Source organism: Moorella thermoacetica, assembly GCF_001267405.1.
Classification (GTDB): Bacteria; Bacillota; DSM-521; order Neomoorellales; family Neomoorellaceae; genus Neomoorella; species Neomoorella thermoacetica.
On record NZ_CP012369.1, the window covers coordinates 2,163,577 to 2,181,373 of the forward strand.

The following is a 17,797-nucleotide window of genomic DNA, read 5'->3' on the forward strand; positions in this document are numbered from 1 at the left end:
CGGCTTTATACTTCGTTATCAGGGTGCCAGTTTCCTGCAATCTGGTTCCTCAACGGGCAGGACGCGCCGGACTTTGGCCTTTAATTCCTCCAGGTCGAAGGGTTTATAAATAAAATCATCAGCTCCCAGGCTCCAGACTTCCTCCAGGGAAGCCTCCTCCACATAGGCCGTCATAATAATCACTGCCGTTCCCGGCGCCATGGCCTTAATCCTCGTCAGGGCCTACAGCCCCCCCATGACGGGCATCTTAACGTCCATTACCACCACATCCGGGCGCCAGTGTTCCACCTGGCGGATGGCGTCCCGGCCATTGACGGCCAGGGCCACCTGGTAACCCTCTTCCCCGAAAACCAGCTGCAAAAGGGCACGAACCCCGTTTTGATCATCAACTACCAGCAACCGTGGCAAGTTCGATACGCCTTCCCTGTTAAAAAAATATTAGTGATCGGTTCCAGTAAACAGCCGTGGAGAGCTTTACCTCCCTTTCCTTATATATGGTTCGACAACCAGTGACCAATTTCCTGCAAACTTATGGAAAAAATATCTGGGGCAAACGTTATCCCCCGGCTATCTCGACAAAATATTCAAACAAAGCTTTCTGACGACCATCCCCAGGATACAGGTCCTCGGGGTGCCACTGGACGCCCAGGACCAAACTTTTTCCCTGGCCTTCTATACCCTCGATCACACCATCAGGCGCCAGGGCCGCGACCCGCAAGCCATCCCCCACCCGCCGCACCGCCTGGTGATGCAGGCTATTGACCCCGGCCTCCGGCCCTAAAAGCCGCGCCAGGCGGGTGCCGGGTATTGTAGTGACCAGGTGGGATGGCTCGTGCCGGGGCTGCTCCTGGTCATGGTTGAGGGCCTCCGGTACCTCGGTGGGGATATCCTGGTATAGATCACCGCCGGCAGCCACATTCAACACCTGGATACCCCGGCAAATGGCCAGGATGGGTTTCCCTCCGGCCAGGGCGGCCCGGGTCAGGGCCAGTTCGAAGGCATCGCGCTGGGGCAGGACCTTATGGAGACTGGCCGTTGCTCGGGCACCAAAAAAGGACGGCTCAATATCGCCGCCGCCGGTTAAAAGGAGCCCGTCAACTATTTCCAGGTATCCTGCCGCCTTTTCCGGGGGAACATTGGGCAAAAGAACCGGCAGGCCCCCGGCAGCCAGGATCGCCCGGCAGTAACCCTCCCGCAGGACAATCCTGCCCCTTTCGGGATCCAGATCGCAAGTAAGCCCGATTCTGGGTTTTGCCATGATCTCCTCCCGTTTATACTTCCACCAGTCCCAGGCTTATTTCCAGGGCCCGGTTCACCTTTTCCAGGATCTCATCATCCAGGACGGCCACCTTTTGTTTGAGGCGGCTCTTGTCTATGGTGCGGATCTGTTCCAGCAGAATAACAGAATCGCGCTCCAGGCCGCTCTTGGCAGCGCTGATTTCCACATGGGTGGGCAGTTTGGCCTTGGCAATCTGGGAAGTAATAGCGGCCACAATAGTAGTGGGGCTATACTGGTTGCCAATGTCATTTTGAATGATAAGTACCGGGCGGGTTCCGCCTTGCTCGGAACCGACCACCGGATTGAGATGGGCGTAAAAGACATCCCCGCGCCGTACCAGCATCTTATTTACACTCCGCCAGGCTTTTATCGTAGTATCTTTGTACTTCATTCTCTACATCATAGTTTTCCACTGCAAGGGCTAAATTGATAGGTGCCATTTCCTGGTATCCCCGTTTCATTTGTTCCCGGATATTGCGCCTTTTACGCTCGGTAATATATAGTTTCATAGCTTCCCGGATAAACTCGCTGCGGTTACGCTTTTCAAGGTTCGCCAGGCCGTCAACCTCGGCCAGGAGGCTCTCCGGCAAGCTGATCATAATCCGTTTGACACCTGGCAAAAAAGGGCACCCCCTCAAATGGTTTTATTACCGGCACGATATAACTAATTATAGCGGTAAAGGATTACCAGTGCAAGGTCGCAAGAAACATTCAGGCTGCTATTTTTTAACTATGAAGATATACACGTGGCACGCGCTTGGATATCAGGCACAGGATTTCGTAGTTAATGGTCCCCATCCAGGCCGCCACCTCTTCTACCGTCAGAGTCTGTCCTCCCTGGCGACCGAAGAGGACTACTTCATCACCAACCCGGACTTCCGGTATAGCTGTAACATCTATCATGCACTGGTCCATACAGATACGGCCGACGATCGGTACCCGGCGACCGCGGACCAGGACCTCGGCCCGGTTGGAAAGGAGACGGGAATAGCCGTCGGCATAACCCACCGGGAGGGTGGCAATCCTGGCCGGACCGGGGGTGCGGTAGGTGCAGCCATAGCTGATATACGACCCGGCCGGCACCTCCTTTACCAGGACTACCCTGGTTTTTAGCGTCATCACCGGCGTTAACGCCAGCCTCTCCCGCTGGACCTCCGGCGAGGGATAGTGGCCATAAAGGATAATCCCGGCGCGGACCAGGTTAAAGTGGGTCCCGGGGAGATCGATGATGGCCCCGCTGTTGGCTGCATGGCGCCAGGGAAAGGTTATGCCCTGTTTCTCCAGTTCGGCAATCACTTGTTGAAATAAGCCCAGCTGCCGCTGGGTGTAGGTCTTATCAGCGGCATCGGACGCGGCAAAGTGGGTGAAAATACCTTCCAGGGTGACATGGGGCAGATCCGCTATAGCCCGGGCCGCAGTCACCGCCTCCCGGGGCAGAAAACCCAGCCGGCCCATACCGGTATCGATCTTTAAATGCAGGCGGGCCCTGGTACCTACAGCGGCGGCGGCGGCGTTCAGGGCCCGGGCCTGGTCAACGCTGAAGACCGTCTGGGAAATATCGGCCTCTACCACCCGCCCGGCATCCTCCGGCGGGGTATAGCCCAAAATAAGAAGCGGGGCAGTAATTCCTTCCCGCCGCAGGTCCAGGGCTTCACCCAGGGTAGCTACACCCAGCCAGCTGACGCCGTTAGCCAGGGCTGTCCTGGCCACCGGCCCGGCCCCGTGGCCGTAGGCATTGGCTTTAACGATGGCCATAATTTCTGTTTGCGGCGCCAGTATCTTTTTAATGGCCCGGACATTGCGGGCCACTGCTTCCAGGTCAATCTCGGCCCAAACCGGCCGCGACAATAGTCTCTACCTCCTCCTCCAGGTTACGCAAGACGTATGGCAAAAAGTCCAACAGATCCCCGGCCATCATGGCCCGCTGGCCCCGCTGCCTGGCTGCTTCATCCCCGGCCGCCCCGTGGAGATAGGCTCCCAGGGCGGCAGCCACCCCGGGCTTAAGCCCCTGACCTGCAAGCCCGGCAATAATCCCTGTCAATACATCGCCGCTGCCGGCGGTAGCCATGCCGGGGTTACCGGTAGGATTGATATATACCTGCCCGTCCGGCCAGGCAATAACTGTCCGGGCACCCTTCAACAGCAGGACCGCCTGCCATTCCCGGGCGTACTTGGCGGCTATCTCCAGGCGGTCTTCCTGGATCTTGGCGGCGGTAGTTCCCAGCAGGCGGGCCATTTCTCCGGGGTGCGGGGTCAGGACCAGGGGGCCATGATCGCCGGTCAGGACCCTCGTATCTGTCGCCAGGGCGTTCAGGGCATCGGCGTCTACCACCGCCGGCACCTGTACCCGGGGAAGCAACTCTTTTACCAGGTCTACCGTAGCCGGGTCCCGGGAAAGGCCCGGGCCGATGGCCAGGACGTCGACTTCTGCCAGGCGCTCCAGGAGCGGGTCCAGGGCGTCACGGCTTAAGGCCCCCGCCGGCGTCTCCGGCAGGGACATGGTCATGATCTCGGTAGTTTTCATGGCCAGGATACCCTGAACCCCCCGGGGGACGGCAGCCGTTACCAGGCCGGCCCCGGCCTTTAAAGCGGCCGTAGCCGCCAGGGTAATAGCGCCGGTAAGACCCGGTGAACCGCCCACCGCCAGGACCCTACCATATAAACCCTTGTGGCCGCTGGCCTCCCGACGTGGCAACTGGGAGCGGCACCAGGCGGCCGTCAGGAGCCGCCGGTTAAAATGCTGGGTGGCTACGAGTTTCTGGGGAATGCCGATATCGGCTACCTCCAGGCGGCCGGTCAGGCTGGCTCCTGGCTCGACGACCAGGCCGAGTTTAGGCAGGGCGAAGGTAACCGTCCAGGTGGCCTGGATGCAGGGTCCGAAGCAACGCCCCGTATCCGCCTCCAGCCCGGAGGGCAGGTCCACGGCCACCGTCTCCCGGTGGGCTTTATTGATCATATTAATGACGGCGGCCGGCAGCCCCATGGCCGCCCCTTTAAAGCCCGTACCAAAGATGGCGTCCACCACCAGGTCGGCATAGAGCAGGGCGATGTCGGCCCGCTGCAGGTGGCTCTCCCCGAGGAGCAATAGCAGCTTGCCGCCCATTTTCTGGTAAATCTCCAGGTTGGTCCTGGCGTCGCCCCTTATATCCTCCGGCCGGGCCAGAAGAAAGACCTTGACCTCGGCCCCCCGGTTCAGGAGATGGCGGGCGACCACCAGGCCGTCGCCGCCATTGTTGCCTTTACCACAGAAGATTAAAATCCGGCGGTTGGCTACCTGGCCCTGAAAGTGGCGCTCGATGGATTCTACCACCCGCAAGCCGGCGTTTTCCATTAAGACGATACTGGGTATCATGTACTCGCTGGACGCCAGGCGATCCAGCTGTCCCATCTCTGCTGCCGTTACCAGGTACATGGCTTTAACCCTCTTCCGAAAATGAACTTTCAACCAGAGCTACCGCTGCGGCGTAAGCGTGGCAGTGGGAGAGACTGACGGTTATCTCACCCACCCCCAGTTCCCGGGCCAGCTGTCGGGCCCGGTTATGGAGGATTACCCGCGGTCGCCCACCCTGTTCCCTGGTGATTTCAATATCTTGCCAGGAACAACGGCCCAGCCCTATCCCCAGGGCCTTCATTACCGCCTCCTTGGCCGCGAAACGAGCTGCCAGGGAAGCCCCGGGCCGGTGCCGGGCCAGGCAATAGGCTACCTCCGCCGGTGTAAATACCCTGGCCAGGAGGCGGGGGTGGCGTTTTATAGAGCGCTCCAAACGGCTGATTTCAATGATGTCTATCCCGGCCTCTAGCATAATCCCATCCTAACCATTTACCTGCTCCTTAATTCCCTTAAAGCTTATTCGGCAACAATGTTGAAAAACCTTCTCTTTTTGTAGAAATTAACTGGCCGGCAGGACCACTAACAACGCTACATGCATCTGTGCGGCCCAGGGACCCGGTCCGGGCGGCGAAACAACCCGGGTGCGCCCCGAAAAGGACGGCTAAGGCCGCGGACAGGTAAGCCAGGGCCGTTACCTCCTCCCCTGCCCGCTCAGTCCCCCCTATTTACATTTAAGGCCGTCCGGGCGACCTTTAACGCCGAAAGCCTTTCCTTTTTTTAGTCCCGGTCTTAAGATAGAAATACACGAAGGGAGTGACCTCAATGGGTAAAGACGCCCGGACCATTGAAGCTTTATTAAAGGAAAACCGTTCCTTCCCGCCCCCGCCGGCCTTTGCGGCGGCGGCCAACGCCAGGGATAACGACCTCTACCGGGAAGGTGAAAGTGCGGAAGAATTCTGGGGCCGGGAGGCCGCCAGGCTCCACTGGTTCCGCCGCTGGGACCGGGTGCTGGAATGGGATTACCCCCTGGCCTGGTGGTTCAACGGCGGTACCCTAAATGCCTCATATAACTGCCTGGACCGGCATGTAGAGACCTGGCGCCGGAACAAGGCTGCCATTATCTGGGAAGGGGAACCCGGGGATGCTGTAGTCCTTACCTACCGCGACCTCTACCGGGAGGTAAACAAGTTTGCAGCCGTCCTGCGCTCCCTGTGGGTTAAACGGGACGACCGGGTTGCCATCTATTTACCCATGATCCCGGAACTACCCATCGCCATGCTGGCTTGCGCCCGCATCGGCGCCGTCCATAACGTGGTCTTCGGCGGCTTCAGTGCCGCCGCCCTGCGGGATCGGATCAATGATACTGGCGCCAAAATACTCATTACCGCCGATGGGGGGTTCCGTAAAGGCCGGATAGTTGGATTAAAGGAGAGCGCCGATACCGCCCTGGACGGAGCCCCCAGTATCGAGCGGGTCATTGTCGCCAAGCGTACCGGCGAAAGGGTAAATATGCATCCGGGCCGGGACCTCTGGTGGCACGAACTCATGGCCGCGGCTCCCCTGTACACTCCGCCGGAACACATGGAGGCTGAGGACCCCCTCTTTATCCTCCATACCAGCGGCACCAGCGGCAAACCCAAAGGTGTGGTCCATACCACGGGCGGCTATCTGGTAGGTACAGCCACCACTTCCCATACGCCGATGAGGCCTGAAACCGAACCTCCCGGTAACCCGGGAGGTTTTTATGCCCGATTGACAAAAAGGCCGCTTCGGTGTAGCATGAAATTACAAAGGTTAGGATTTTCTTTCTAAATTTTCTTATTATCTATCTAATATTAAGGAGGGCGGGTATGGGCCGTAAGGTTTACCTGCTTTTTGCTACTTTAACCATCAGCGAAGTTCTGACGGCAGTACTTTTTTTCCGCGTACCGCCCTTCCCGGTTTTCCTTGCCTTCGTGGTTTTGAACGCCCTGGGAGCAGGCCTGGCAATATACTTCCAGGGGCTATCCTGTTCTTTACCCCAGCGGCCGATAGAGGAAGACGCCAATTTTAATACTGACAGTATTTTTGTCTCCACCCTGCAGATTGCCGACCAGACCCTGCCGGTTTTACGCGGCGGGTTAAATAAAACTACGGCGGCCAAAACGGCCGATATAATCCAGGACCTCACCCAAGTGCCGGCCATAGCCATAACCGACCGGGAGCGGGTCCTGACCTTCCTGGGCGTAGGATGCGACCAGCACCAGGCGGGGGACCGGATTCTCACGGAAGCCACCAAAGAGGTCATTGCCACCGGGCGCATGAAGGTTGTCCACACTCCCCAGGGCCTCTGCTGCCCCCGGTATGGTACAGGCTGCAATTGTCCCCTGAAATCGGCGGTTATCGTCCCCCTGAAGTGCCGGGATGAGATTGTCGGCGCCCTCAAACTCTACCAGACCAGGGAGGGGGTTTTCCAGCCGGAGATTGTCCGCCTGGCCGTCGGCCTGGCCAATTTGTTGAGCCTGCAGATAGAGCTTTCCGAGTTGGACCGCCAGCGCCAGCTCCTCACCGAGGCGCGGCTGGAGGCCCTCAACGCCCAGATTAACCCTCACTTCTTCTTTAATACCCTGAACACCATCATTAGCTTCAGCCGGACGGACCCGGAGCGGGCCCGGCGCCTGCTCATCCGCCTGGCCAAACTCTTCCGGCAAACCTTGAGCCGCCACGGCAGCTTGACTACCCTGCAGGAAGAGCTGGATTGTGTTCGTACCTACCTGGTACTGGAAAAGGCACGCTTCGGCAATAAATTCCGCTACCTTGAGGACGTGCCGCCGGAACTGCTGGAGTACCATATTCCAGTCCTCAGCCTGCAACCCCTGGTGGAAAATGCCGTTAACCATGGTCTGTTGGCCAAAGAAGGGCGGGGCACGGTCAAGGTATCCGGCCGCCTGGCGGGGCACGAACTCCACCTGGCCGTCAAGGACGACGGCGTCGGCATCCCGGCCGAAAAGATCAACCTGGTGACGCAACCGGGATACGGGTCAGGCAACGGCGTGGGGCTCAGTAACGTTAACCTGCGTTTTCAGAGCCTTTATGGTGAGGATTACGGGTTGCGCCTGATGAGCGAGGTTGGTAAAGGTACCACGGTGATCCTGCGGGTACCACTTCTGAAAGCAGCCATGGTCAAAGAAACCGTCCCGGAAACCCCGGCAAAGGAGCTACTAGCCAATGACGCTTAAAGCCTTGATTGTCGATGACGAATACCCGGCACGCCAGGAACTCCGTTTTATGCTCCAGGAATTTAAGGATATCGAAGTTGTCGGCGAGGCTACCAATGCCCGGGAGACCTTAAACCTGGTCAGCGCCCTTGATTATACCATCCTTTTCCTCGATATCAACATGCCCGGGATGAACGGCCTGGAGCTCTCCCGGGCCATCCAGAAACGACCCAACCCGCCCTTTATTATTTTTGTCACGGCCTATGAGGAATACGCCCTGCAGGCCTTTGAGGTCAATGCTGTAGACTATCTCTTAAAGCCCTTCGATGAAAAACGCCTGCGCCAGGCTATCGATAAGGTCCGGCGCCTGGTGGAACAGCGCCAGCAGCCGGCGGTACCGGCCGGCGAGGCCGCTCATGGTGGCAAAGGTCGTCTGAACCGCCTCCCGGTGGAAAAGGAAGGCAAGACCATCCTCCTGGACCAGGATGACCTTATTTACGCCTGTACCCAGGGGGATAACGTCTACCTGAAGACCTCGACCGATCAGTACCTGACCCGTTTCACCCTCAAGGAGCTGGAGAGCCGCCTGGACCCCCGGAGTTTCTTCCGCTGCCATCGCTGCTACATTGTCAACCTGAACCGGGTGCGCGAGCTGGTCCCCTTCTTTAACGGTACTTATACCCTGATCATGGCCGACAAACAGCAAAGCGAGGTCCCTGTGAGCCGCAACCAGGCCCGGAAGCTAAAGAGCCTCCTGGGTATTAACTAATCCATCCGGCAGGAATTAAAGGCCATACCCTGCTGCTGCAATAATCCTCTTTGAGGCAGTAGCGGGGATAGGGCAGCGTATGCTATAATTGCCAGGGAGGTTGATGCAAGTGGCCCAGTGCAGCATTAAAGCCAATACGGAAAAGTGCACCTGCACTTATGAACCGTGCAGCCGTAAGGGTAAATGTTGTGAGTGTATAACCTTTCACCGCCAGTACGGCGAGTTACCGGGCTGCCTGTTCCCGCCGGAAGTAGAACGGACGTATGATCGCAGCATTGAGCGTTTCGTAGCCTGTCAGCGGGAAGCTTGAGGCATATCCGCAAATGACTTCACGATCCCTGTTACCAATCCTTACTGGCTTTCTTCATAGAAACCTGTGCCAGATCAGCCGGAGTATTGAGGTTAAAAAACATCCTGGTCACATCACCAAAACGCCTTAACACTTCCACGTCCAGGCAGTACAAACGGATCTCAGGATAAAAAGCAATGATTTTAGTAACATTTTTCTTCAAGCAATCTTCGATAAAGGGAATACAATTTTTGGAATAAACGGCATGCAGAGGTTCCAGGTACTCTCCTGCCCTGGGTACTACCACGTCATAACCATCTGCATGTTCAACCATATACGATATCAGCTTGGGCTCGATAAAGGGCATATCGCAGGCCACTACAAAATTATACTTGTAAGGAGAGACCGAGAGCCCGGCGTGAATACCGCTTAAAGGTCCTTTGGCCGGAATTATATCCTTGACCAGCCTCACCTCCAAATGCTGGTATAATTCCGGCTCATTGGTAACAACAATTATTTCCGGAAAAAGAGGACGGAGCACGCTTATTATCGTCTCAATCATCGTTTTCGCGCCAACAGGCAGTAAAGCTTTATTAGTACCCATCCGCGAACTTTTTCCGCCTGCTAAAATTATACCGCCGGCTTTCATTATATACCACCTACCTTTATTCAACTAAACCAGTTCGCAAGCTCAGTCAACCCGCAGCATGAAAAGGCCACAACTTCATTAACAGTAGTTACCATATAGCTAATTCACTCGCCAGTTGTGGCTGTAAACCTTGAGACTTTTGCCCCGGACAAAACCCACAATTGTAATCCCCAGAAGTTCGCCCAGCTGAATTGCATAGTCGGTGGGAACTGAACGGGAAATAAGGAACGGTACTTTTAGCCTGGCTGCTTTGGTGAGAATTTCAGATGAAATTCGACCGGTGGTAAGAAGCAGTTTATCATCGGTAGTTAATCCCTGGTATAAAACACTACCTGCTACCTTGTCAATGGCATTATGGCGACCGATATCTTCCCTAAAAATGATAATACCACTTTTATCCGCCAGTGCCGCCCCATGCGTCCCATGGGTCTTGCGATAGTGGACTGATATTCTCTGGAGTTCATCAATCAAGCCAGTGATATCTTCGGCGGCTACAGTTATTTGCGAACTGATCCGGGTTTCAAATATGCAGTCCCTTGTTTTCTTATTTTGCCAGCTTACGTTCTGGCCACAACCCGTGGTAAGCGTGGGTATCCACCCTTCACCCCCTCTGAACTCGCCTTTGATTTGGACCTCAGCCTTTCCATTTTCTATCTTAAGATGGAGTATATCCGCTAACGATGTTATAATGCCTTCAGAATAAAGGAAGCCCGTCACCAGCTCCTCCATATGTTCCGGGGTACAGAGGAGGTTTACAAGCAGCTGGCCGTTTACTACTATTTGCAACGGAAATTCTACGGTAACAGTGCTTTTTTCTCGTTGGACTTCACCGCGACTAATTAAGGTCACTGGATAATCAATAAATGGCATTTCAACTGTCATCAGGGTATCCCTCCTGACGCTTTTCCTCAACCGATTTTACTTCTTCCTGCTACAGCAGTCCATCATAACCGGAGGCAGAACCTGCGGGTAGACAAACCTGGAGAGGTTCCGTTGGATGGCAGGTCAATACTCAACAAATTCGTGGTAGAGGACTTCCAGCCATAAGATCTAAGAGTTTAGTACCTCCAAGGGAGGTGGAGAGATAAACGTTCCCCTTGCCAGGTTTGACTTCGCCTATAATACTAGCATCCCTTCCCAATTCATGCCCTTGCATTACCGCTACAGCTTTTTCTGCTTCTTCCGGGCTGACAATAACCATAAACTTCCCCTCGTTGGCAAGGTAGAGGGGATCCAGTCCCAGCATCTCGGCGGCACCCTTTACCCCGGCATCGACAGGAATACAATTTTCGTCCAGCCAGATATCTAAACCGCAGGCTGACGCAATTTCTTTGGCGGTTGTTGCCAGGCCACCCCGGGTAAGATCCCGCATTATCTTGATCCCCCGGATTTCCTTTAAAAGCAGGCTGGTTATGCCGTTCAGCGGGGCACAATCGCTCACGACCTGTCCTGCAAAATCAAAGCCATACCGTTTACAAAGTACCGCGATACCGTGTTGCCCGAGGCTGCCGTTGACTAAAACTTTATCACCGGGTTTAATCCGGTGGTAACCCAAATCTACTCCTGGAAAAATATAACCGACACCGGTGGTGTTAATAAAAATTTTATCTAAATGACCTTTTTCAACCACCTTGGTATCCCCGGTGATAATTTCTACGCCCGCGACCCCGCAGGCCCCGGCCATAGATTGGACAATGCTTTCAAGATCGGCAAGGGGCAGTCCTTCTTCTAAAATAAAAGAAGCCGTGAGATAGATGGGCCGGGCGCCGCTGACCGCCAGATCATTTACCGTACCGCAAACCGCCAGTTTTCCCACATCCCCCCCGGGGAAGAAAGGCGGATCGACAACAAAGGAATCCGTAGTGATGGCCATTCTCCCTTCATTTCCGGAAAAAACCGCCGCATCGGTGAGCGTTTTCAGGATATTGCTTTCAAAGTGACGAAGAAAAAGGTTATTAATGAGTTCATGGGTAAGGGCACCCCCGTCACCGTGAGCCAGCAAAACAATATCCCTGCCATTCTCTTTCATCCTAAATGCCACCTCCAACTGGAGAAAAACGTTCAAATCGATAGTAAGCCGCGCAGGCCCCTTCACTGGAAACCATACAGGGGCCTACAGGATGGACAGGTGTACATACATTACTAAATAGCCGGCATTCCGGGGGTAAAAGTTTTCCCCGTAAAATTTCTTTACAGGCACAACCTGGCGGGTAAAGAGGTGTTGGCGGGGCCGGTTCTATATTTAGTTTAAATCGGGCATCAAAATCCCGAAAAGTTTCCCGTAGTGAAAGTCCGCTTTCAGGAATAACTCCAAGGCCGCGCCAGGGGACATCGACCTCCTCGAAACACTCCGCAATGCGCTTGCGAGCATCCAGGTTACCTTCTTCCCGCACTACCCGCGTGTACTTGTTGGCAACCCGGGCCTCGCCCCGGAGCAATTGAAGCAAAAGCTCGTGAAGGGCAATCAGAATATCCATGGGGTCAAAGCCGCTGATTACTGACGGCAGGCCATACTCTTTAACGATAAAGTCAAACGCCCGCCTGCCAGTAACGGCGCTAACATGACCCGGCAAGATAAGCCCGTCCAGTTTTAATTCGGGGTCACTGAGAACGGCGCGAAGGGCCGGGGGGATGAGTTTATGGGCCGAAAATAGACTAAAGTTTTTCACCCCTTTAGCCCGGGCCCTCGCAAGGCTTGCAGCGACTGCCGGGGCAGTCGTTTCAAAACCAATCCCTAAAAACACGACCTCTCTTTCCGGGTTGGCTTCAGCAAAGGCCACTGCGTCCAGGGGCGAGTAAAAAATGCGCACGTCGGCACCGCCGGCGCGTTCCCTCTCCAGGGAAGACCGGCTGCCGGGAACGCGTAACATATCCCCGAAGGTTCCCAGCGTAACCCCGGGCAGGCGGGCCAGATCGACCATCATATCGATTTCCTGGTGATCAGTTACACAAACAGGACACCCGGGGCCGCTTCGCAATTCTACGCGACCTGCCAGCAAGCTCCGCAATCCCAGCCGGGAAATAGCCACTGTGTGTGTACCGCATACTTCTATAAAAACTGCCGGCCGCCCAAGGCGTTCCGCAACCTCATCTGCCAGGGCGGCAACCCGGCCCATGAGTTTCCTGCTTAGTTCCGTATCACAAAACCTGTCCAGGGGTGACATCGTTTAATTGTTCCTCCCACATTTTTACCATCTGTTCGGCTTCTTTTAAATCAATCTTTTCAATGGCAAATCCGGCATGAACCAGCACATAATCGCCAACCTTTACCTGCCCCAGTAAAGCTATGGATATCTCCCTGCGGGCGCCGTGAACATCAATTATCGCGGTTTCATCAGCCGCAGATACCTTAATTACTTTACCCACAATACCTAAACACATTGTTGCCACCTCCGGCAAGCGATTACTGCCTGGCCCAGGGAAAGCCCCCCATCATTGGCCGGTACCTGCCGGTGGACCAGCAGGCGATAACCGTCGCCAGGCAAGATTTCTTTAGCAAGGCTGAAAAGATAGCGGTTTTGCCAGGCACCACCGCTAAGGGCTACAGTTTTTATATGTGTTCTTTCAGCAACCCGGCGTACCGCCTCGCGTACCATCGCCAGGACCGTATTGTGGAAACGGGTGGCAATAATCTCCCTGGCAACTCCCCGTTCCAGGTCGGCCGCCACGCCGGCTATGACCCCGCCCGGATGGATAACTTTCCCCTCGATAAAAAAAGGATAGGGTATTAATCTTTTGCCCTCCGCCGGGTCCAGGACCATTTCTCCTAGCTCGATTGCCGCCTGTCCTTCGTAACTATTATGGTAGCAGAGGCCGAGGAGGGCCGATACGGCGTCAAAAAGACGACCGCAGCTCGAGCTTAAAGGTGAATTAAAGCCTGTGGCGACGAGACGTTTGATAACCTCAAGCTCCTGCCCCCTGCTTTGAAAAAGGCGGTCGGCAAGCGACTCGCCTTGCGCCGAAAGGTATTTCATTAAATAGGCTACTGCTGTCCGCCATGGGTAACGTACTGCCTGCTCGCCACCGGGCAACGGTACATAGGCCAGGTGATACTCCCTGGTAAAATCGGCACAATCCCCGGTAAGGATCTCAAAACCCCAGAGACGTCCGTCGGTTCCGTATCCGGTTCCATCAAGGATTACCCCGATTGCATCCTCATCCACGCCATTGTCGGCCAGGCAAGAAACCATATGGGCGTGATGGTGTTGAACGGCAAAGTGTGCCTTGGCCGGAATTCCTGCCGCCAGGCGGGAGGAACGATAGCCGGGATGCATGTCATAACCGACCACTTCAGGTTCGGAGCCGATGAGGTTTTTTAAATTCTCCAGGCTGGCGAAAAAGTGTGCTTCACCTTCCCTGCTGCCCAGGTCGCCGATGTGCTGGCTGACAAAGGCTTGATTGCCTTTTAAAAGGCAAAAGGTGTTTTTCATGTCCCCACCGGCGCCCAGCACAGGGGAACTGGATTTAACCGCAACCTTAACGGGCGAGGGGACATATCCCCGCGAGCGGCGCAAAATCTGAGCCGTATCACCTATCACCGCTACGACGGAATCGTCGCAGCGGTTGACAATCTCGCGATTGTGCCAGAGAAAATAGTCGGCTATACCGCCCAGTTCCTCCAGGGCTCTCCCGTTGTCTTTTGCCAGGGGCAAACCGTTGCGATTACCGCTGGTCATGACTAAAATTTCCAGGGGGCCGTTTAAAAGCATCAGGTGCAGCGGTGTATAAGGTAACATTATACCCAGGGTCTTCATCCCCGGGGCCAGCTCATCCGGCAAATTACAGTCGGCCCGCTTGGTAAGGATAACAATAGGTGCTTGAGGAGAAGACAGGAGTTTTTCTTCCTCCGGACCAACGTAACAGTACTTCCTGGCCGTCTCCAGGAGGCACATTACCGCCAGGGGTTTGGCTTCACGGCCCTTGCGCCGGCGGAGGGTCTTTAAAGCTGCCCTATTCTTGGCATCGCATACCAGGTGAAAGCCTCCCAGCCCTTTTACGGCTAATATCTTGCCGTCTTGCAAGAATCTCCAGCTCAGCTCCAACCAGTTGCCTTCCACCTTTCGCCCCTGCCTGTCCACCAGCTCCACCTGCGGCCCGCAGGCCGGGCAGGCGGCCGGCTGGGCGTGGAATCTCCTGTTGCCCGGATCGTGGTATTCCCGGGCGCATTCCGGACACATCGGAAACCGGGCCATGGAGGTTTTCGCACGGTCATAAGGTACGCCCCGTACAATGGTAAATCGCGGTCCATAATTGGTACAGTTGGTAAAGGGGTAGCCGTAATGCCTGTCCCGGGGGTCCATTATTTCCCGGGCACAATCAGCACACAGGGCTACATCAGGGGGAATCAAGGCTTCTTTTCCGAGCCCTTCACCACTGGGGATAATAGCAAAGGAACTATAGCCACAGGGTTCCAGGACGTCCCATTCTAAAGCTGTTATTCGCGATAACGGGGGATGCTTTTCCTTTAAACTGGCCAGAAAAGCGTGTACTGTCTCCTCCTGGCCTTCGGCTTCGATAAGCACGCCCTGGCTGGTATTGGCAACAGTGCCCTTCAGGCGATAGAGCCTCGCCAGGTTATAAATAAAGGGGCGAAACCCTACGCCCTGGACGATCCCTTTGACGATTATCCGATAGCGGACAATCCCCTTTTTCTCTGCATTGCTTCTTTGAGCCATAAACACCAAGCCTCCAGGCCCTCGCCGGTTTTAGCTGAGGTTACGAAAAACTTCGCAGCAGGATTGGCTGCCTTAATCTCTTCTTCGACTGCTTTCAAGTCAAAGTCAGTATACGGCAAGAGGTCCCCTTTGGTAATGACCATTGCCCTGGCTTCGTGAAACACCAGGGGGTACTTGGCGGGCTTGTCGCTGCCTTCAGTAACGCTCAGCAGGGCCACCTTATAATCCTCTCCCAGGTCGAATTCGGCCGGGCATACCAGGTTGCCTACGTTTTCGATAAATATAAGGTCCAGGCCGGAGAGGTCGAGCTCCTGCAGTGCTTTAGAAATCAACCTGGCATCCAGGTGACAAGCTCCTTCTGTATTGATCTGGACTACTTCCACCCCTTGCCCGGCAATGCGCTCGGCATCAAGGGTGGTGGATATATCACCCTCAATTACTCCTATGGCAAGATCCTTCTTTAACGAAGCTATCGTTCTTTCCAGGAGGGTGGTTTTACCCGCACCGGGCGAACTAATCAAGTTAACGGTTAATATCCTGTCGAGAAGCTTGCGATTCTGTTCCGCGATTTCTTCGTTAGCCTGGAGAATTTTTTGAGCCATTACTACCTTCAATTTGATATTCCCTCCATCCGTTTAAAGGGTTCCCCTTGAATTCATTCCCCTTCATAAAAGTCAATATAAAATTCTTTTCCTTCAATGATAGAAACCCTTCCTGACCCACAGGAAGGGCATAGAGGATAAAAGTGATCCACGGCTTTTTCAGCCATACAGTCCCTGCAGCGGATCCGGACCGGCTTTTCCTCAATTTCTAACTTAGCATCTTCAAATAATGGTCCTTCCTTCAGGGTGTTAAAAGAAAACTCTACGGCCTCCGGCAGCACTGAACTCAATGCTCCTATCACCAGCTTTACTCTCTTGATATGCTTTATACCTTTCTCGCGCGCATTGTTCTCTAACAACCTGAGTAACTCCGCCGTCAGGGCCAGCTCATGCATCTTCTTTCTCTCCTAACTGTCCAAGACATTGAAAATCGAGCTTCCCGGCCTGCAGCTTTTGATATACAGTCTCAACGGCTTGTTTTACTTCAGGCGAAACCGGCAAACCGAAGGCGACTACCGCCGGCTGGATACCTATAAAATAGACTTCCGGCACCAATTCTTTCAAAGCCGAGATGAAAAATGACAGGGGTAACCGGTGGGTGGTCAGGAAAAACTCACAGGCAATATCCTTCTCAGATATGAGGCGTATGCTCCCGGCCTGCAGATTCATTTCGCAGGCATCCACTACCACAACCGCTCCCGGTTTGAGATCCCGTACCTGGTGCAGGTAATTTTCCGGCGCCGGCCCGCCGTTAATTACCTCCCAACCGGGAATGCGTTTTTGTTCCAAGAGCCGGGCCAGCAACGGCCCGGCTCCATCATCGCCCATCAGTTCGTTGCCTACAGTAATCACTAGCCCCTTCACTCAGCCTCACCACCAGATATATAGCCGGTTCTTTCTCCATGGCATAAAGAAGCCGGAGCAGGCAGTCGGTCCATTGTTTTTCTTCCGGGAGAAAACTGGCATTAGCTTCTTCCAGGGCCGCTATCAATGCAGGGACATGCTCTTTATTTATCTCCAGCTCTCCCCACCTGGCCAGGCCCTCCAGCTTGCTCCTGGCTTTTCCCCGGGGAAGTTTGCTGATCCATTTAAAATAGGCCTCTTTATCCATAGCCATAATGGATGCCAGGCAATCAACAACTCCTATATGGTGGCCAATAGCCAGGGCATAGTACTCCAGCTGCTGAACCTCAGCCGGAACGTCCTTTTCATCCACAAATCTCTTACATAGCTTATAAAATTCGACCCTACCCGGCATGATGGCCCGCCTTCTCCGTCTTACCTAAATAGTCCAGATAAATTTTATGCAGGCTCAAATAAACTTCAGCCAGCCGTGAATCCTTCTCCTGCTTTACCAGCTCTTTAATTTTCTGGTCGACCGCCAGGGGATCCTCGCGTACGAACTGGAGGTATTTCTCGGTTATACGCCGGCCATGGAGGTAACCGCTTAAACGACGGGCCTCCCTCTCGATATCTCTGGCCAGGTCGGGAGAAACTCCCGCATATTGCGACGTGATCCGGGCCACCTCCTTTTCTGTGTATTGTTCACCCTTCATTTTTTGTTGAAGTAGATCCAGGGCCAGGCCCAAACCGTAGATCGTTGCCCCGGGAGTTGGAGGACAGCCGGGGATATATACATCCACAGGAAAGATACTCCCGGTCCCACCCCATACAGAGTAACAATCGTGAAAGATACCGCCGCTGCAGCCACACGTTCCGTAAGCCACTACTATCTTGGGATCAGGTGCCGCCTGATACGCCCGAATGGCCGGCAAACGCATGGCCCTGGTCATGGGGCCGGTAAAAAGGAGGATATCGGCATGCCGTGGGGAGGCTACTACCTTGAACCCCAGCCTTTCCGGGTCATAAACAGGTGAGATAGTGGCGAAAATTTCAATCTCGCACCCGTTGCAACCGCCACAATCCACCCGGTACACGTAGACGGAGCGTTTAATGACATTTTTTAGCTTCGCCTTCAGCTCGGCCAGCTTTACTTCCTGTTCCAT

21 protein-coding genes and 1 pseudogene are annotated in these 17,797 nt (G+C 54.8%); 4 read left to right on the forward strand and 18 right to left on the reverse strand.

Translation table 11 applies throughout. From position 1 onward, the window contains the following. Positions 1-18 precede the first annotated feature (18 nt). From MOTHE_RS13955 to MOTHE_RS10755, 7 genes and pseudogenes are all read right to left on the reverse strand, one after another. Positions 19-408: pseudogene (locus tag MOTHE_RS13955) on the reverse strand (response regulator). 148 nt (positions 409-556) lie between these two features. Further along, positions 557-1,258 carry a gamma-glutamyl-gamma-aminobutyrate hydrolase family protein gene (locus tag MOTHE_RS10730; RefSeq protein WP_011393651.1) on the reverse strand — a complete coding sequence of 234 codons (702 nt, stop codon included), beginning with the start codon at positions 1,256-1,258 and terminating at the stop codon, positions 557-559. 13 nt (positions 1,259-1,271) lie between these two features. Next, positions 1,272-1,622 (reverse strand): type II toxin-antitoxin system PemK/MazF family toxin, encoded by a 351-nt coding sequence (locus tag MOTHE_RS10735; protein WP_011393652.1) that lies wholly within the window; start codon positions 1,620-1,622, stop codon positions 1,272-1,274. 1 nt (position 1,623) lies between these two features. Then, positions 1,624-1,899: a CopG family ribbon-helix-helix protein gene (locus tag MOTHE_RS10740; protein ID WP_011393653.1), complete on the reverse strand. Its 276-nt coding sequence runs from the start codon at positions 1,897-1,899 to the stop codon at positions 1,624-1,626. Positions 1,900-2,005: 106 nt separating this feature from the next. Then, positions 2,006-3,127, reverse strand: a complete 1,122-nt coding sequence (gene alr, locus MOTHE_RS10745) for an alanine racemase (RefSeq protein WP_053095108.1) — start codon at positions 3,125-3,127, stop codon at positions 2,006-2,008. After that, a complete protein-coding gene (locus MOTHE_RS10750) occupies positions 3,099-4,691 on the reverse strand; it encodes an NAD(P)H-hydrate dehydratase (RefSeq protein ID WP_011393655.1) in 1,593 nt (530 codons plus the stop codon). The genes alr and MOTHE_RS10750 overlap by 29 nt, the downstream gene beginning before the upstream one ends. A 4-nt stretch (positions 4,692-4,695) precedes the next feature. Continuing rightward, on the reverse strand, positions 4,696-5,082 hold the full coding sequence (locus tag MOTHE_RS10755; protein ID WP_011393656.1) for a holo-ACP synthase: 387 nt from the start codon (positions 5,080-5,082) through the stop codon (positions 4,696-4,698). A 350-nt stretch (positions 5,083-5,432) separates the two neighbouring features. Between MOTHE_RS10755 and MOTHE_RS10760 the strand changes: the two genes are divergently transcribed. From MOTHE_RS10760 to MOTHE_RS10775, 4 genes are all read left to right on the forward strand, one after another. Next, positions 5,433-6,422, forward strand: a complete 990-nt coding sequence (locus MOTHE_RS10760; RefSeq protein ID WP_011393657.1) for an AMP-binding protein — start codon at positions 5,433-5,435, stop codon at positions 6,420-6,422. Between the two features lie 38 nt (positions 6,423-6,460). After that, positions 6,461-7,828, forward strand: coding sequence for a histidine kinase (locus MOTHE_RS10765; RefSeq protein ID WP_011393658.1), 1,368 nt, complete (start codon positions 6,461-6,463; stop codon positions 7,826-7,828). Beyond that, entirely contained in the window at positions 7,818-8,576 is a 759-nt protein-coding gene (locus MOTHE_RS10770) for a LytR/AlgR family response regulator transcription factor (protein WP_011393659.1), read from the forward strand. Before MOTHE_RS10765 ends, MOTHE_RS10770 begins: the two co-directional genes overlap by 11 nt. A gap of 103 nt (positions 8,577-8,679) precedes the next feature. After that, the gene (locus tag MOTHE_RS10775; protein WP_011393660.1) at positions 8,680-8,886 is read left to right on the forward strand and encodes a DUF6485 family protein; all 207 of its coding nucleotides are present in this window, start codon (positions 8,680-8,682) and stop codon (positions 8,884-8,886) included. A gap of 31 nt (positions 8,887-8,917) precedes the next feature. On the opposite strand, the gene mobA is transcribed toward MOTHE_RS10775, so the two are convergent. From mobA to MOTHE_RS10830, 11 genes are all read right to left on the reverse strand, one after another. Then, positions 8,918-9,514 (reverse strand): molybdenum cofactor guanylyltransferase, encoded by a 597-nt coding sequence (gene mobA, locus MOTHE_RS10780; protein ID WP_011393661.1) that lies wholly within the window; start codon positions 9,512-9,514, stop codon positions 8,918-8,920. A gap of 99 nt (positions 9,515-9,613) precedes the next feature. Then, positions 9,614-10,396 (reverse strand): formate dehydrogenase accessory sulfurtransferase FdhD, encoded by a 783-nt coding sequence (fdhD, locus tag MOTHE_RS10785; protein WP_011393662.1) that lies wholly within the window; start codon positions 10,394-10,396, stop codon positions 9,614-9,616. Positions 10,397-10,526: 130 nt separating this feature from the next. Continuing rightward, positions 10,527-11,543: a hydrogenase expression/formation protein HypE gene (hypE, locus tag MOTHE_RS10790; protein WP_011393663.1), complete on the reverse strand. Its 1,017-nt coding sequence runs from the start codon at positions 11,541-11,543 to the stop codon at positions 10,527-10,529. Position 11,544: 1 nt separating this feature from the next. Continuing rightward, complete coding sequence (hypD, locus tag MOTHE_RS10795; RefSeq protein WP_235551374.1) at positions 11,545-12,630, reverse strand: hydrogenase formation protein HypD; 1,086 nt, start codon at positions 12,628-12,630, stop codon at positions 11,545-11,547. A 22-nt stretch (positions 12,631-12,652) separates the two neighbouring features. Then, positions 12,653-12,895 (reverse strand): HypC/HybG/HupF family hydrogenase formation chaperone, encoded by a 243-nt coding sequence (locus tag MOTHE_RS10800; protein WP_011393665.1) that lies wholly within the window; start codon positions 12,893-12,895, stop codon positions 12,653-12,655. After that, a complete protein-coding gene (gene hypF, locus MOTHE_RS10805) occupies positions 12,886-15,189 on the reverse strand; it encodes a carbamoyltransferase HypF (protein WP_053095109.1) in 2,304 nt (767 codons plus the stop codon). Before hypF ends, MOTHE_RS10800 begins: the two co-directional genes overlap by 10 nt. Continuing rightward, a complete protein-coding gene (gene hypB, locus MOTHE_RS10810; RefSeq protein ID WP_025773396.1) occupies positions 15,138-15,803 on the reverse strand; it encodes a hydrogenase nickel incorporation protein HypB in 666 nt (221 codons plus the stop codon). Before hypB ends, hypF begins: the two co-directional genes overlap by 52 nt. A 41-nt stretch (positions 15,804-15,844) precedes the next feature. Continuing rightward, entirely contained in the window at positions 15,845-16,186 is a 342-nt protein-coding gene (hypA, locus tag MOTHE_RS10815; protein WP_011393668.1) for a hydrogenase maturation nickel metallochaperone HypA, read from the reverse strand. Continuing rightward, entirely contained in the window at positions 16,179-16,655 is a 477-nt protein-coding gene (gene hycI, locus MOTHE_RS10820) for a hydrogenase maturation peptidase HycI (RefSeq protein ID WP_011393669.1), read from the reverse strand. Before hycI ends, hypA begins: the two co-directional genes overlap by 8 nt. Continuing rightward, a complete protein-coding gene (locus MOTHE_RS10825; RefSeq protein ID WP_011393670.1) occupies positions 16,609-17,049 on the reverse strand; it encodes a formate hydrogenlyase maturation HycH family protein in 441 nt (146 codons plus the stop codon). Before MOTHE_RS10825 ends, hycI begins: the two co-directional genes overlap by 47 nt. After that, a complete protein-coding gene (locus MOTHE_RS10830; RefSeq protein ID WP_011393671.1) occupies positions 17,039-17,797 on the reverse strand; it encodes an NADH-quinone oxidoreductase subunit B family protein in 759 nt (252 codons plus the stop codon). The genes MOTHE_RS10825 and MOTHE_RS10830 overlap by 11 nt, the downstream gene beginning before the upstream one ends.